Below are 15,483 nucleotides of genomic sequence, written 5' to 3' on the forward strand. Positions count from 1 at the left end.
TTGAAAAATATTTATTTTAATAGGAATTATCCGAGATTATTCATCCCTTATCAACTCATCCTTCCTCCACCCATCTACACTTACCTCTAGTAATGATTAACCTCTCAGAAGATTTAAGCATCCAAAAACTCACCTTCGCGGATCAGCCAGAGCTTATTGAGTTAATGAGGGAAATTTACATCCCTGCTTACAAGCATATTTGGTCGGATTCTGGGGACTGGTACTTGGAGCAGATGTACAATCCCGATGCCTTTCAAAAGGACTTAGATGATCCCAAAAGTCATTACTACTTTGTCTTTTACGAAGGTTGGAAAATCGGCATCCTAAAGTACAGCTATCCTGAGTCCCCGGAATTGGTCGATTTCCCAAATTCGCTCAAGCTCCATCGCATCTATATCAGCAAAGAATACCAGGGAAAAGGAATCGCTGCACAGCTGATGAAAAGGGTAGAATCTATAGCTAGGGAACGAAACCTAAATTACATCTGGCTTGAGGTGATGGATACCCAGCTCCAAGCCCAAAGCTTTTACCGAAAAATGGGGTTTGAATGGCTTTTCACCTATCATTTAGACTATAAAAAGCTCCGGCCCAAATATCGAGGCATTCAGATCTTAAGAAAAAGTCTTAAGTAACCCCTTCATTTTCTTAGTCATCAAGAATTATCACGGCAGATGTAAACTCTCATTTTCAACTCCAAATTTCAAAGAAAGGAAACATGCTAAAACCAACCCTATATACTCTTTCAGCCCTTTTGGTTACTTCAGCTGTCTTTTTCTTTGCTGTTCGCGTACTTGAAATAGGGCCAGCCACACTCGCAACAAAAGCAACTCTCAAAAATTCAACTTCCCCGATCGCAGCTGAAGGTGACGAATTGGTTGGTGTTTTCTACATGCCTTCCTGGAACACCTCTTCTGACCCTGCCGTGGATCGCGACAGTTTTTGGTCTTGTCTTACAGGAAAAGAAAATTGTTCCAGCCTTCAAAACCCTGGTATTTGGGGTCCAAAGGGGCGGATTTACAATGCCAAATATCCTTATGAAGGCCCCTATTTGGATAAAAAACCTATCAAAGAACTCAAAGGCTTTTACAAAAGGGATGATCCTGAGGTCATCAAAAAGCAGCTGGAGTACATGAAAAACTATGGAATTGACTTTTTTGCATACGACTGGTTCTTTGGAAGAAATTATTATTATCACTTGGACTTTGGTCCGCAATCAACCATTTACTACCCAAAAGGCTGGACCAAAGATGCTGCAAATGCCGGAAGAGTCGCTGTACCGGGCCTAGTGGAATGGGGAGAACAGCTCAACGTCTTGCTGGAAGTGAACGCAAGTTTGCCTAAAGAAAAACAAATGAAATGGGCCCTAAACTGGTGCGACGACAGCAATGAACGTTGGATGGCCTGGCTGAAAGTCGGTTCTCCAGATGAGATGGCGCGCAAAGCGAACTATCCCGGTGAGAAACCTGACAAAGACCTTTACCTCAAAGTCCATGAAAAAATCACCAGGCTATGGATAGATGAGTATTTCAAGCGAGGAGATTACTTGAAGGAAAAAGATGGACGGCCCATCGTCTATTTTTATTTCCCTCAAGATGCAGAATCCCGTGCTGCTTACTATGGTCTAAAACTGAAAGATCTGTTGGATCTTTCTCAGGAAACTGCCCGGAAAGAAGGACTGCCTGGTATAAAATTCATAGCAGTAGCTGCTGGCCCAATGCTTGAAAATGAGCGTATCTATGGCCTTCCTACCCAATGGAAAGCTAATAACCCGCAGAAGCCGTGGGAAGGTGGAACCTACGAGAAAAAGCAATTACTTCAGGAGTACGTGCCAAGGCTTAAGAGCATGGGCTTCGAAGGAATGACAGCCTACGTATATCACAACTTTATGAATAAAGACAACAAGTCTTTCGCTGATATGAGGGAGACCTACTGGGGTCATTGGAATAAGTGGAGCGAGCAATTCAAAAATGATCCTGACTTCGAATATCAAGTTCCTACTGCGATGGGCTGGGATATGAGACCCGCCGGCGGCACCTGGCCTCAACCCTCTGGAGTTCCTAGCGAACCACAAAAAGATCAAGTCAGAAGCGACAAAAACACCTTCACCGCTATGCTCAAAGATGCTCAGTCTGTCTCCAAAAAATATCGTTCCAGCAACGGAAACACGGTCATGATCTGCTGCTGGAACGAGTATTTGGAAGGTAACTACATAGAACCCACTGAAGGTCATGGTTTCGATTACCTAGAAGCAATCAAAAATGTATTTGGAAACTAAAGGAGCTACAAAGCCTCCTTCAGTTGCTTTTGTATTTGCATAAGTATAGGACTCAGCGCTTTTGCTCTTGCATTCGGCAGTTTGCCAAGTGCTGCTCCAATAATCTCGAAATGCTCTAGCTCTCCTACTTTCTGCCCTCTATTTCCTGCCAATTCCCACAATTTTAAATAGGACGATGTGATTGCCTTTATTTTGGATTCCTCGTCTTTACTCGCCGTCGTCTCCATCAGGAGTTGAGTGAGCAGAATACTGGATTGGTGGGCCATTTTCCAGAAGTCATCGGCCACTTTGGAGTTAGCCTGATTCTCATCAAATATTTTCTGAATAGCCTTTCTAGCCTCCAAATCAAGATGTTTAACTCCCTTTTTCCCTTCCTGCAATACCTGGATCTGAGCCATAGTCAACCAGTTTGTCAGCGGGTAGGCATCCTTATAGCCAGTTAGCTTGCTTGCTTCTTTATAAGCTTGAATAGATAAGGACAATGCCTCCGAAAAATCCTTTGGAGAAGAATCGCGAAGCAAATGCATTTTTCGCTTATATGAACTACCCAGGAGGCTCAATCGCTCTGCACTTTCCCCGAAATGTTTGGCCAGTCCCTCGATATCTCCTATAGCTTTATCGATCATCTGTAGTGCCTGCTTCAATTCAATTTTACCAGAAGCGAACTGCTGCAAAGAAAGCTTGGCCAGCGTATTACAGTAGCGCTCAAAGCTCCTGACTGTGAATTCTGACTTCTTGGATTTCATCAGGTTTTCGTAGCAAGCACAGGACTTTTCATACTCCTGCAATCCGGCATAGATACTTGCCGAAAGCTCCTGAATCCGATCATTGAGCATGTTCCTACTTTGCATGATTTTGTTGATCTCATCAATTCTGGCGAGGATTTTCTCCTGATTGTGATTATTGGCGGACATGGATTCAAAGGTATTTTGAAGCTCAATTTCCACCTCTTCACAGACCAATTGCTCATCTTCATTGCCACGCCACACGCCCACTTCTGTCAGTTTGTAAAAGGGATCACCGTAGCACTGAAAGGCTCCCCAAGTGTTCGTTCTTTTTCCGAAATTCTTATAGATTTCCTTCCTCGCCCGCTTCACCGACTCTCCAAATCCCAATCCCTCAAACATATTTTCATAGAACTGACGCGAAAACTCCAAGGCTGCGGCATCATCTACAGCCCATCCTGCTACGATCACGGCTCTCGCGCCATTATTGATTAGTTGCGTACCGATATTCGCCGCGAATTTATTTCTGTATTGGCTTCTCTCCTCTGCTTCTCGGTCTATAGCTCCGAGGTAGCAGCAGTTGACAAATACCAGCTCGGCCGAAGAGCTCATGCCGGCGATCTGTGCAGGAGTCAGAAAAGTATCGTTTCCTATGACCATTCCGGTGGATCGGTTGGGTCCATAGTTGAACACCCCATGACCTGCTAGGTGGATGATTTTGTGATTTCTGGAAAAAAGCTTAAGAATAATATCTGCAGCAGTGCTACTGATCAAGCTCTGAATTTGATATTCATTTTTCCGAAGAATAGTAGCCACCATCTCAGCCTCCCTCTTCGCTCCAGGTAGCTGCGGCATATATTTTTCCAACAGGGGATCACCTACCACCAGTGCTGTTTTATCAGTCACTCGGGCTAACTTTTGACGGTATTGCATCGTCGCCAACTGACGGATCATCCCCGTATGCACGCAAAGTGGCACAGCGTCCACATCCTCCTGAATCATTTCCCAAGGATACTCTGCCGAAGCTGGATCTAAGATCCAAGAGACATTGCTGAGTCGCTTCACTTCTTCCTTGAATTGATAAGGGATCAACAACTCAAACATTGTCTTGGCAATCTCAGGAGAATACTGATTTTGCAGGGTCATTCGCTTCAATAGAACCGCCAAAGTTTTGTCATTGGCAGGCATGTGCTCTACCTTTTCGCTGGCTCCGTTGGATGCGATGGACATCCTGATCATTTCTTGAAACTCATCCGTGGCAGAGAGTTTCATCTCATGACCCACACTTACACGAGTCCACCAATCATTGGCATTATCATAAGGAATTCTCCAAAGTCGTCCAAGTTTGTAATTGAGCCCATTTTCTTTGAACACCACATTGAATTCCCGGCTATCGTCACACTCTAACCGTTGGATGGTTTTCAAAATAGCCAAAGCCTTGTCATTGAAAATCTCAATGATTTCCACCTCCTCTATTCCTTTGATCTTGCCTTTATAGGCTGCATGTATATTTTTATTGGCTTGCTGAATTCCCAAAATAATAGCCCGTATGGAGCTTTCGGTGGTCAAACCTCCAAAGGCATTTGCGATAGCTATCACTGAGATTCCTACGGTATCCGCAGAACTGCCATCTTTAGAATAGTTCGAATATTCCTTTTTGATGGTTAGGTATCTGGCCACACCTTTTTCTATAGAATTCATCAAAGCAAACCCTGATAATTCACCGGGAACACCCAAGCCTACAATCACGCCACCTCTGAAAGTCGTTTTAGAAAAATCTTCATTCAACACAATCTGATTTGTTCCAATATCCCCTGGATACAATCCTAAGCCATGTAGCCTGGCTAGTTCACCGCCCAACTGACGGTCTATCGCTAGCTCCGTGGTGAGGATCGCATCGAATTTGAAATGTCCGGCTAGCACTGGGAATTTGGCATATTTCAAATCTCCATGGCTTACCGTGACGAGAATTGGCTTTTCTTCCTGCCATTTGGCTTCCTGCTCTTCTATTCCCAAAATGGTATTCAACACATTTTCTTCGCTGATATCAAAAACCTCAGATTCTACTGGCGCAAAATCCTTCTCCTCCCCACGTGTTTTTGGCAGACTATTCTGAAGTCTTTTTGTACTTCCGAAAACCAGTAGCTCCTCTATCGCAGCAAAAATGTTCCGTTCGTTGGAAAGTCCTCCATGAGTCACGTTTGCGTAATAAACTTGGTTTTTATCGTGAATTCCTTTTGGAATTCCCGACATCCAGGTAACGCTCTCATCGCCAGCATTAGTCGCGTAGAACTTGAGTTCTCCGTTATCAATATCAAGATTTGATATCGTGAAATTTTTCTTCCCACTTTGCCCTGCCACGTAAGTGATATTACTATAGTCTATGGAGTCCACGGTTTCCAACACCTTCTTTTGATGCTCCGCAAATACTTTCAAAGCCTCCGCAGAAGGTATAGGCCAAGAAACATCGCCGGATGCCTCACGCATTTTCTCCCACAATCTCCTGTCTGAGAAATCATGCAAACTGGTGTTGTTACTCATCGGGAGGAGATTGAGTATGCCGTGAAAATTGCAGAATACCGACAATAGCTCCTTGATAGAATGCTTAATGTCAATCTTGCCGAGCAACTTAATCATGCTATCCTTACCAAATAGCACATAAGGAATTCTATAGGATCCGCCGAGCGGTGATCCCAAAAACACCGCTTTGAAGCCAATGGACTTATTGAGCTTTTGCCAGGTATCGGGATGATAAACGATAAAATCCCTTACCAAAACGCCTCCCATACTGTGAGCTACAATTTTGATAGGCTGCTTATAAGAAAGAAGCTCTAGCACCTTCCCATCGAATCTTGCTGCACTCTCTTTAAGCGGAATTCGCCAATCAAATTCAAACGTCACCACATCGTACGTCGCCTCCAGTTTTTCTCCCAAGTCTCCATAAGAAGTTTTGATCAAGGAATGCGGTGCCAGAGAAGTTTCATTTTTTGGCCCCAAAGCCATCCCAACCAAGTCCCCTGTCAAAAAACGCCAGTAATTAATCCAAAGCAATTCATCTTTTTTGCCTGCCCTCTTTGGATCACCAAGATTGGAACCCATGATTCCCGGTATGATCAGGGCTATCGGTCGCTGACCAGAAACCTCGTCTCGCTTGTAAGCGCCGTAATCCAACCCTGCAAAACCGCGCTCACTCGAAACTAATTTCAATTCAAAATCTTCTACTACATTGCCATCTTCGACGGATAAAGCTGCCAAAATCGCTTTGACAGTGTCGGGATTGGAAAAGTACTTGAAGTGGTTGATCGCGCCACTTTTCTCAATCGACACAAAAACCTTCCCCGGCTTCCTCCTGGCTCCCCAGGTCATGCTTTCAGTATCTACCACGAGGTCATTTTTCCTCATAAAAAACAACTTGCCCAAAATCACCACCAAGGTCTTAAAACTCATACTCAACTCGCTGCTTCCCCCTACTACGTACAGCGGAAAATCAACTTCAATCTCTGAAGCCTGATAGTTGAGTGCCTTGATGAAGGGAGAATTCGGTGCCATAGCCTCCAGGCCCGGCAAAACATCCACATCGTCTTTGGAAGCGACTGCCTCCATGATAAACTCTTTAAAAGCCACGAAAATCGGATTGCCGATTTGCCCCACAGCCAATCCGGCCAAATTGAAGGTGACATTTAGAAAAATATTGAGACGATTAGATGCCAGCGTAGTTCCATTTGCGGGACAAGCCACTCGCACCATGGATCGGATCGTAATATTTTTGGCTTCCAGCGCACTTTCTATCTCATTGATGACGCTGAGGTCGGTATCTCTACTATTTCGGTCTAAAAGTGACTTTTCCACCGAATCAAAGCCCTTGGCATCTGTGGAAAATCTAGCCAGCAAATCTGCCAGCAAACCTCCTCTGGAATGGCTCAACAAATCCAATTTGATCCCTGAAGGAAGCTGTCTGACAAGGTGAAGAATATTCTGAAGTGGACTGGTCGTCAGCGTCCTATGTTGAAAAGCAATCAGATTGTATGCCCCATATTCATCCACAAATTTTCGCCATTCTTCAGATTCTTTCAACTCACCGAAAGACCCCAAACTGGAAGATCCAGTACCATGAAGGAAAAGAAGGTAGCGATTAGACACATCAAGCTGAGCCTCTCCGGCATCATTGAAAGTAAGCTTGCTTAACTCCAACTCAGGCGAGCAAGCAGTTAGAAGTCCGTATTCGATTTTTTTGAAATCTTCCCCCGAAAAAGCCAATTGCTTGTTTTCTAGATTATGTGCCAGGACGATCATCTTGGGTTTGATGATTGCCTTTTTGACAAAAATTTTCACCAGTTTGATGGCAACTTTGGAGAAAACTCCCCTTTCCAACTCATCCGATTCTAATTCATCTGGAAGAAAAAGCTCATCTCCATCAGCAGAGCGCTTGACTTCCTTGGGAAAAAGTGTGCTGATCGATTCGTTATCACCCATCCAGACCGTTTCGTCCTCAAATTGAAACTCGACGATTTTTGAGTCATCGATTTCGAGTACCTGCTCGGGCACGTCGCCTCGAGTGGGACTTTCTACCGTGTATGCTTGATCAAATTGGTAGAGGTCAAACCCACTGTCGTCCGCTGTGTGAAATGAAGAATGATCGTGTCCTTTAAGCTTGATTTTCAAAGTAGCCATAGGTAAAAATTAATAGATTAATGATAAAATTTTCTTTTGAACCAGGAGGACGGAGCATGTTTTCATTTTGCATTGTTCATCCTGAAGCTGGATCATCATCGAGAAAAAATCACCTCGAAATGCCAGGGTTCCTGTTAGAATTCAGCTATTTACAAACTGACTCAAAAAGCTGAAAACTCCACACAAATTAAAATTTATTAGCTAAAAAAAGGCAAGACTGCCAAATAATCTGACGCAGATGAAGCCCACGGTAATTAATTTCTAGAAAAAAAAGCTAGCTGTGAGGTATTCGAAAATCGACACCTTAAAAAGCATTTCTATCATAATTCCCCATGACTCACTTCGGAAGCAGAAATTAGTGCTGCGCCAAACCAGGCCACTCACTTTCCAACACGCTGTAAAAAATCGTGTCCCTACGTCTGTTGTGGGTCAGCAAGGTATGGCTTCGCAAAATACCCTCCTCCACTGCTCCCAATTTCTTCAAGGCATTTCGCGCAGGCATATTCAGCACATCTGTTTTGAATTCTACACGCTTTAGTTGGAGTGTTTCAAAGCAATACTCAAGCATCAATAATTTCATAGCTTGATTAACGCCAGAGCCATGAAACTGCCTTCCTAGCCAAGACCAGCCGATCTCTATCCGCTCATCTCGTTTGGAATAATTACCAAATGCTGTGCTACCAAGGACGGTCCCAGCTTCCCTGTCCCAGACTACAAACTGTAATCGCTCACCGTTCAGTGCTGGCCTGACCCACTCCGCAAACTCTTCCTTCAAGCTCAGGTCAAAGGTGAAATATTTCCAAAGGGAAGTATCATTCGTCAGCTCCATCAACGCTGGGAAATCCTGCTTGCTAATCGGTTTAAGCAGCAATTTATCACTTTCTAAAGTCAACTTTGGATCAAGCATCAGCCTAGCACTTCTTGAATAGCAGTATTGTAAAGAGCAATTTCCTCTAGCGTACCGGTAGATATTCTACACCAATCATTCAGCGGTTCAAACGGTCTTCCGATCACAAATCCCTTCTCCAGCATGGTTTTATTTAACTCGTTGATATCCCTCCCTGACTGGAAAAAAATGAAGTTTGCATGAGAATCTAAGTACGGCAAATTCAGCTCATCTAATGTTTTGGTAAGCATTGCTTTGGCCTCCAGGTTTTTTTGCAAGGAAAACTGATAGAATTCCTTATCCAGCAAAGCCGCCTTACTTGCCTCAATCGCCATAATATTGGTATTGGCTACCACACGATCGGAAAGCATTTTGGCCAATGCTGGTTTAGCCACCAAGTAGCCCATTCTGATTCCAGCCATGCCATATACTTTGGAGAAAGTCCTAGATACGACCACATCATATCCTTTCTTCACGAGCTCTACCATGGATGGGTAGTTAGGCTGGGTAATGTAATCGTAATAGGCCTCATCAGAAAAAACCACAGCTTGCTTGCTGACAGTTTTACAAAAATCAACGACTTGATCTGCTGGAAGCAACTTCCCAGTTGGGTTATTTGGGTTGCAGAGGAAAACCATCTTGGTCTTGTAAGAAACGCGATTTTCAATCTCTTCCAAGTCAAAATCCAAGTCTTTGGTCAGTGGAACCCAGTTGATCTCAGTGCCCCAGATCTCGGCATAACTCATCATAGAAAGGAAAGTCGGGCTACAAGAAATTATCTCACCGCCTCCACCAAAGGTGATTCCGGCGATTTTCAATCCCTCAGTAGAGCCTGCTACTAAGACGATGTGATCTGCAGGCACTCCTTCTTTCTCAGCAATCATGCTAACTAGCTCTGCATTGTAGCCCCAGGGATAGCGGCACCCGTTGTCAAAGCCTTTGATCATTGCATTTCTCATCGCTTCAGAAGGACCGTAGGGATTTTCATTTGACCCTAAGCGAATAAGGCCTGCCATTGGCCGGGGATTAAACTTTTTGATTTCTTCTGCAGCTAAGGAAGTGACTATTCCTGAGGTACCTAATGCAACTAATCCAGTTCCTAAGGAAGCTTTTTTCAGCCAAGATCTTCTTGAAATTACCGACATGTTTTTTCCATTTGATTGTTAAAATACTAATGTTTCGCCTCTGATGTTAGCTTATCTTCATTTATTAGCCAATCCATTGAAATATATCATGTTTGGCAATAAGTCGCTATAATAAAATTTTCTCTCTTAAATATGGGTATCTACAAAATAATTATTTAAATTATACAAAAGCGAAATTAACCCTAAACCCTAATATTCATGAAAAAGCTATTACTTTTCTTTGTTTGTGGGATGCTTTGGGTAAGTAGTCTCAAGGCTCAGCAAACGCAGTATATGGTATTCGAATTTATCAAAGTTGAAAATGATCAGCTATTTGATTACATCGAGTTCAAAGACCTAATGGAGAAAGTTTATCGACAGGCACTTAGCGATAAGCGAATCAAAGGCTGGGATTTCTGGGCACTGCAGTCAGGCGCAAGTCAAGCGGATTTTCAGTATATCATGGTTACGTATTACAATGACCCAGTACAGATGATGAATGGCCTAGATGAGCAATCCATGATAGAATACACCAAAATTGCCTATCCACATCTCACTAGCGTCCAAGTCAGCAAATTGTTTCAAGAGTCACTCGCTATGCGTGATATGCCGATGAGACTTTATATGCGTGAAATAGCGGAAACTAAAGACAATTTCCCGATGAAACCCGGTGTTCTGGCTTCATTTGACTTGATGAAAGCAAATGAAGGGCAGTTTGATACCTACGAAAAAGCAGAGGAGGAAGTATTTCTTCCAATTCATCAAAAACGCATTGAACAGGGCCTAATGGGCCATTGGAGTTTGTTAAGAACAGCGCTACCTTTAGGATCAGAGGCCAAATCAACCCACTTGACGATGAATATCTACAAGGATTACATGCAGTTTTTCAATGCGCAATCCTATGAAGACATGAATCAAACGGATTCTCAGCGCGAGGCAGTAAACAAAGGATTAAACTCTAGAGATCAAAAATGGGTTTACTTAGCAACATTAGAAAACGTAGTTCGATAGTCCGGTAGAACCTTACGTGGAGAGGCTTTGAAAAAAGCCTCTTTTTTTGTGTTCAAACCGCCGAGAGCAAGAGGAAATCACACTTGGCACAATTCAAAAATTCACGTATCAAGATTTTAATGCCAATGAACTTCCATAAAACCTAAAAAATAAAATTCCCAGAAGCGGACCAACAAATAACAATCCCAACACCTGATCAATCTGCAACCATTTCAAAAGAAACTGGGCAACCTGAATACTGATAATCGAAATGGCAAAACCCATGGAATTGACTAGCGTCAATGCCGTTCCACGATATTCTGCCGGGACACTTTGTGCCACAAGCGCAGAAAACTGAGGCGAATCAGCCGTAATCAATACCCCCCAAATCAAAAGCAATCCTATCCAAATCCAGTCTGGGCTTCCAGCTACCAAAAGCACCATAAGACAGCAAATCCCCGAACCCAAAAGTGCGAATTGAGCCACAGTTTTGCTTCCCCATCGCTCAGCAAAAACTCCTCCGATCGCACAGGAAATTCCTCCTATCGCAATCACAAAAAAGGAAAGCAAACTATCGCTGGACTGCATTGCCTCATTTCCTCTCAGAAAAACGATCAATACCGGCGCAAATGCCCAGAAGGTATAAAGCTCCCACATGTGTCCAAAGTAACCTGACGCCGCACTTTTTAGCGCCCTAATCTTTGAAAGCTTTGGCAAAAGACTCAGGTCAAACTTGGAATTTATTTTATGAAATGGACCGTCGGGCACAAAGAATCCTACAAGTGCTCCACCCAAAATTGCCAACCCTGAGGTGCACCAGAGTACAATCTTCCAGGAAAAATTCAAATCCAAGCCTTTCAGCAAATGCGGAAAAGCAGTACCTAGCACAAGAGCTCCTACCAAAAAACCCAAGGCAGCCCCCAGACCCTTCTGAAAATAATCCGCTGCTATCTTCATCCCGACCGGATAGATTCCAGCCAAGAAAAAACCAACCATAAATCTGCAAACCAATACTACGCCCAGATGAATAGGTAATATGACAATCAACAGATTGAATAACGCGGCCAAAACCGAACTGAAAAAGAAAACATCGCTGGGTGAAAACCGATCGGGTATAGAAAAAAAAGCAAACACCAAGGTACCTAGAATAAAGCCCAATTGTACCGAAGTGGTAATAGCAGCTAAAATCCCTGGGCTGTTGAGTAAAAGGCTAATCTCTGGCGCTACGGCATTGCCTGCAAACCAAAGAGAAGTACCCAGAAATTGAGCAATAACGATCAATATCAGGGCACTACTAGCGGTTAAAGATGATTTCAAGTTTTTAAGATTTCTCTGATCGTGGAGATTTCTTCAGAGGTGAAAACTGAATTACGTACCGCAGCCACATTATCGTCCAATTGCTCAGGCTTTGATACACCTACTAAAACAGAAGTGATTCGCTCATCTTTCAGCAACCAAGCTATCGCCATTTGAGCCAGCGTTTGCCCTCGCCCGATTGCAAGGTCATTCAGCTTAGATATCATGCTGATTTTTTCATCAGAAATCTGCGCCGCTTTTAGGTATCGACCATCTTTGGCAGCACGAGAATCTTCTGGAATTCCCTTGAGGTATTTGTCCGTAAGTAGCCCTTGCTCCAGCGGAGAGAAAGCTATACTTCCCACACCCTTTTCACCCAATACATCCATCAGACCATTTTCTACCCAACGATCAATCATGGAATAGCGCGGTTGATGAATCAAAAGTGGCGTACCTAGACGTTCCAAAATAGCGTATGCTTTGGCGGTATCGTCTGCTGAATACTGAGAAATACCAACGTAAAGAGCTTTCCCTTGGCGCACCAAAAGATCGAGTGCACCCATCGTTTCCTCAAGAGGGGTGTCTGGATCTGGTCTGTGGTGGTAAAATATATCCACATAGTCCAAACCCATACGTTGCAAACTTTGGTCGCAGCTAGCGACCAAGTATTTTTTGGAACCAAAATTCCCATAAGGCCCAGGCCACATATCCCAACCAGCCTTGGAGGAAATAAGCAATTCGTCTCTCAAGGACGAAAAGTCTTTTTTCAGAATTCTTCCAAAATTTTCCTCCGCAGATCCAAATGGAGGCCCGTAGTTATTTGCCAAGTCAAAGTGGCAAATTCCCAAATCAAATGCTCTTCGTAGTATTTTTCTCCCTAAAGTAAAGTCGGCATTGTGACCGAAATTATGCCAAAGGCCAAGACTGATTTCGGGTAAAAGTAAGCCGCTTTGTCCGCATCTGCGGTACTTCATTTGATGATAGCGGTCAGCGGCTGGCTGATAGGAAGGCAGTGGGTTATGTTCGTTGATATCCATGATAATGGTTTGAGGTATTGATTAAGCGACCCAAAATAAGGCGATAATTACCGCTATCAAACCTATGCCGAATATTAAACCCCAAGATTTCCAAACATAAGCTACCCAATCGTTGAATTTGATATCAGCAGCAGCCAAAACCGCCAAGATTGTTCCGTTGGTAGGGGTTACCATATCCATCAGCGTGGCCGGGTATTGAAATGTCAATACAGCTATTTCTCGAGACATGCCCAAGAGATCTGTCAAAGGAGTCACCAGCGGCATAGTCAAAACTGCCTGGCCAGAAGTGCTGGGAACAGGAATATGGATGATAGCTTGAGAAAGATAAAGTCCTACGCTAGCGATTTGCTGCGGAAGAGATTCTAGCGGTTGAAGCAGCGCATAGATCATTGGATCAATCACCAGACCTTGCTGCAACACCAAGTAAATCGCCTGAGCCAGTCCGATGATAACCCCTGCGAAAATCATCTCTGAAAAGCCCGAGGAAAATGTCCTAGCCGTCCCATTCAACCCTAATCCACCAATCATCCCACAGCAAAAGCCTATCACAAAAAACATAATTCCCATCTGATTATAATCCCAACCTTGGACCGCAACACCCCAGATCATAAGCCCAATTCCGATGGTCGTAAGGGATAAGATCAGGCGATGGGACAGCGATATACTAACTTTATTGATTTCAGTGGATGAAGCTATTTCAGATTTTAATTTGCCATTCCTACTATGGAATGCTATCCAAATGAAGACAGCCAATCCGAAAAAAATCATTCTAAAAATGATTTCTTCTACGGGGTCAACTTGTGCAATTTTCATCGCTATCAAGGATCCAAATGGATTGAAAGGTGAAAAGGCTGCTCCGATAATCGCAGAGCCTACTCCTATGGATAGTATAGCCCGCAAATCGTAATTTGTCTTTTTGGCTAAAAGAATAAAGATCGGTACCAAGCCTATGAACTCCTCCGACATGTAAAAAATCCCTCCGCAAATGGAACACATAAATCCGAGGAAATAAAAGAGCAAATTGGGTTTATTTCTGAATTGATAGATCAGCGACTCAATCCCTACTTGAAGTGCACCAGTCTTTTCAATGACATAAAAAGCACCCCCAAGAAGAAGAATTAAAACTACCAAATCCGCCCGATCTATAATTCCCGCTGGAATAGCCAATAGTATATCATCCAACCCAACATTTACATCATCTACTTCTCTAAAGCTACCGGGAACGACAATTTCTCTTCCAGTTTTCTCATCCAAAACCCGATCAAATGTCCCTGATTGTATGAAATAGGTCGAAAGCCCTGCTACAAAAATGAACCCTAAAAGTATGATGATGGGATGTGGAAAAGATAGCTTCATGGTGAAATAGTCGATATGATTTGATTAGCAATTGCAATTCGAAAATCCTCGTTGTCTTTGGCGTTAGCAAAGAAAAAAATTCCCATATCTGCTTCTATGGAATAAAAAAGAAGGCTAGAATATCCTGCCTGTCCACCAAAATGACCAATCCATTCCGATCCGTTTATTTTAGTTTTCTGAAAACCTAAAGGAACCACGTTTTCACCATCCCTTAGCCAATCCAGTGCATCATGAAATATACCCATTTCATCTCTCAACAAATGAATCAACAACAAACTCATGTCTTTAGTCGTGGTCAGCAAACCTGAAGAAGGAGACGGGAAAATCCGAAAATTGATCCGCTTCGGCTCTAATCTCTTCCAAAGAAATGTCTTTTGATAGCCTGTGAGCTCATTAATTTCCATTGGCCAAGCAGTCAAAAAACTAGAATTCACCATTCCTGCTGGAGTTAAGGCAGCATTTTGGATGAGAGTTTCGAAATCTTGATTTTCAGACTGGCTGAGCAAAAAGCCAAGAAAATCGAAATTGGTATCTGCATAAGAATAAGACAATTCTGTTTGATACTTACTTCCATGCGCCAAAAAATCTTCTCCCCAAATCTGCAGACTTTGACTTCTGGAAGAAGAAAAAATCATCTCAGAAAACGTCTTGTCTCGAAGTCCGGACTCATGAGAAAGAAGATCTGACAAACTGAAATTGGGCAGCGAGGAGAAGGAATGAAGACTAGCTATTCCCAAATCGGAGATATAACCCTGGGCTTGAATCCCCTTATCATCCAGGACATTAGCTACGGCTAATGCAGTGACCAGCTTCGAAACCGAAGCCACTAGAATCGGACTATCTACTTTTAGCGAGTCTTTAGTCTCGAGATTTGCATAACCAATGGCCTTCAAATAAGAAACTTTCCCTTCTTGAACCAAAGCTACAGTCACTCCCGGTAAGCGATAGTCAATGATGGCTTGTAAAAGAATAGAGTCAAGTTTAGTAGTCTGTGCTCGGCCGGATCTAATCTTGTCCAGATTTACTTTTGGATAACTGTACCACCATTCCCAGGCCAAAAAACCCACCGCCCATACTATCAAAATAACTAGGAATATTCTGACTTTTTGAGCCATAGTAGCGT

At 43.2% G+C, this 15,483-nt stretch carries 10 protein-coding genes; 3 read left to right on the forward strand and 7 right to left on the reverse strand.

The features are described 5' to 3' along the window. The first annotated feature begins 92 nt into the window (after positions 1 to 92). The gene (locus tag ABJH64_RS12300; protein WP_348276299.1) at positions 93 to 632 is read left to right on the forward strand and encodes a GNAT family N-acetyltransferase; all 540 of its coding nucleotides are present in this window, start codon (positions 93 to 95) and stop codon (positions 630 to 632) included. A gap of 83 nt (positions 633 to 715) precedes the next feature. Then, positions 716 to 2,275 carry a glycoside hydrolase family 99-like domain-containing protein gene (locus tag ABJH64_RS12305; protein ID WP_348276300.1) on the forward strand — a complete coding sequence of 520 codons (1,560 nt, stop codon included), beginning with the start codon at positions 716 to 718 and terminating at the stop codon, positions 2,273 to 2,275. Positions 2,276 to 2,280: 5 nt separating this feature from the next. On the opposite strand, the gene ABJH64_RS12310 is transcribed toward ABJH64_RS12305, so the two are convergent. From ABJH64_RS12310 to ABJH64_RS12320, 3 genes are all read right to left on the reverse strand, one after another. Then, complete coding sequence (locus ABJH64_RS12310; protein WP_348299608.1) at positions 2,281 to 7,671, reverse strand: CHAT domain-containing protein; 5,391 nt, start codon at positions 7,669 to 7,671, stop codon at positions 2,281 to 2,283. A 355-nt stretch (positions 7,672 to 8,026) separates the two neighbouring features. Further along, positions 8,027 to 8,578 (reverse strand): GNAT family protein, encoded by a 552-nt coding sequence (locus ABJH64_RS12315; protein WP_348276569.1) that lies wholly within the window; start codon positions 8,576 to 8,578, stop codon positions 8,027 to 8,029. Then, positions 8,578 to 9,702 carry a histidinol-phosphate transaminase gene (locus ABJH64_RS12320; protein ID WP_348276570.1) on the reverse strand — a complete coding sequence of 375 codons (1,125 nt, stop codon included), beginning with the start codon at positions 9,700 to 9,702 and terminating at the stop codon, positions 8,578 to 8,580. The genes ABJH64_RS12315 and ABJH64_RS12320 overlap by 1 nt, the downstream gene beginning before the upstream one ends. 198 nt (positions 9,703 to 9,900) lie before the next feature. Between ABJH64_RS12320 and ABJH64_RS12325 the strand changes: the two genes are divergently transcribed. Next, positions 9,901 to 10,692 carry a hypothetical protein gene (locus tag ABJH64_RS12325; protein WP_348276571.1) on the forward strand — a complete coding sequence of 264 codons (792 nt, stop codon included), beginning with the start codon at positions 9,901 to 9,903 and terminating at the stop codon, positions 10,690 to 10,692. A 108-nt stretch (positions 10,693 to 10,800) separates the two neighbouring features. On the opposite strand, the gene ABJH64_RS12330 is transcribed toward ABJH64_RS12325, so the two are convergent. The 4 genes from ABJH64_RS12330 to ABJH64_RS12345 are packed head-to-tail and all read right to left on the reverse strand — an operon-like array spanning position 10,801 to position 15,475. Continuing rightward, the gene (locus tag ABJH64_RS12330; RefSeq protein WP_348276572.1) at positions 10,801 to 11,988 is read right to left on the reverse strand and encodes an MFS transporter; all 1,188 of its coding nucleotides are present in this window, start codon (positions 11,986 to 11,988) and stop codon (positions 10,801 to 10,803) included. Continuing rightward, positions 11,985 to 13,004, reverse strand: a complete 1,020-nt coding sequence (mgrA, locus tag ABJH64_RS12335) for an L-glyceraldehyde 3-phosphate reductase (RefSeq protein ID WP_348276573.1) — start codon at positions 13,002 to 13,004, stop codon at positions 11,985 to 11,987. Before mgrA ends, ABJH64_RS12330 begins: the two co-directional genes overlap by 4 nt. Positions 13,005 to 13,025: 21 nt before the next feature. Then, positions 13,026 to 14,360: a YfcC family protein gene (locus tag ABJH64_RS12340; RefSeq protein WP_348276574.1), complete on the reverse strand. Its 1,335-nt coding sequence runs from the start codon at positions 14,358 to 14,360 to the stop codon at positions 13,026 to 13,028. Beyond that, positions 14,357 to 15,475 carry a serine hydrolase gene (locus tag ABJH64_RS12345; protein WP_348276575.1) on the reverse strand — a complete coding sequence of 373 codons (1,119 nt, stop codon included), beginning with the start codon at positions 15,473 to 15,475 and terminating at the stop codon, positions 14,357 to 14,359. Before ABJH64_RS12345 ends, ABJH64_RS12340 begins: the two co-directional genes overlap by 4 nt. Between the last annotated feature and the right edge of the window lie 8 nt (positions 15,476 to 15,483).

The sequence above is a fragment of the Algoriphagus sp. genome (assembly GCF_039969895.1).
Classification (GTDB): domain Bacteria; phylum Bacteroidota; class Bacteroidia; order Cytophagales; family Cyclobacteriaceae; genus Algoriphagus.

Bases quoted from the DNA above. Each gene is read 5' to 3' on its own strand.
- ABJH64_RS12300 (WP_348276299.1), top strand. From the start codon at position 93: ATGATTAACCTCTCAGAAGATTTAAGCATCCAAAAACTCACCTTCGCG.
- ABJH64_RS12305 (WP_348276300.1), top strand. From the start codon at position 716: ATGCTAAAACCAACCCTATATACTCTTTCAGCCCTTTTGGTTACTTCA.
- ABJH64_RS12310 (WP_348299608.1), bottom strand. From the start codon at position 7,671: ATGGCTACTTTGAAAATCAAGCTTAAAGGACACGATCATTCTTCATTT.
- ABJH64_RS12315 (WP_348276569.1), bottom strand. From the start codon at position 8,578: ATGCTTGATCCAAAGTTGACTTTAGAAAGTGATAAATTGCTGCTTAAA.
- ABJH64_RS12320 (WP_348276570.1), bottom strand. From the start codon at position 9,702: ATGTCGGTAATTTCAAGAAGATCTTGGCTGAAAAAAGCTTCCTTAGGA.
- ABJH64_RS12325 (WP_348276571.1), top strand. From the start codon at position 9,901: ATGAAAAAGCTATTACTTTTCTTTGTTTGTGGGATGCTTTGGGTAAGT.
- mgrA (WP_348276573.1), bottom strand. From the start codon at position 13,004: ATGGATATCAACGAACATAACCCACTGCCTTCCTATCAGCCAGCCGCT.
- ABJH64_RS12340 (WP_348276574.1), bottom strand. From the start codon at position 14,360: ATGAAGCTATCTTTTCCACATCCCATCATCATACTTTTAGGGTTCATT.
- ABJH64_RS12345 (WP_348276575.1), bottom strand. From the start codon at position 15,475: ATGGCTCAAAAAGTCAGAATATTCCTAGTTATTTTGATAGTATGGGCG.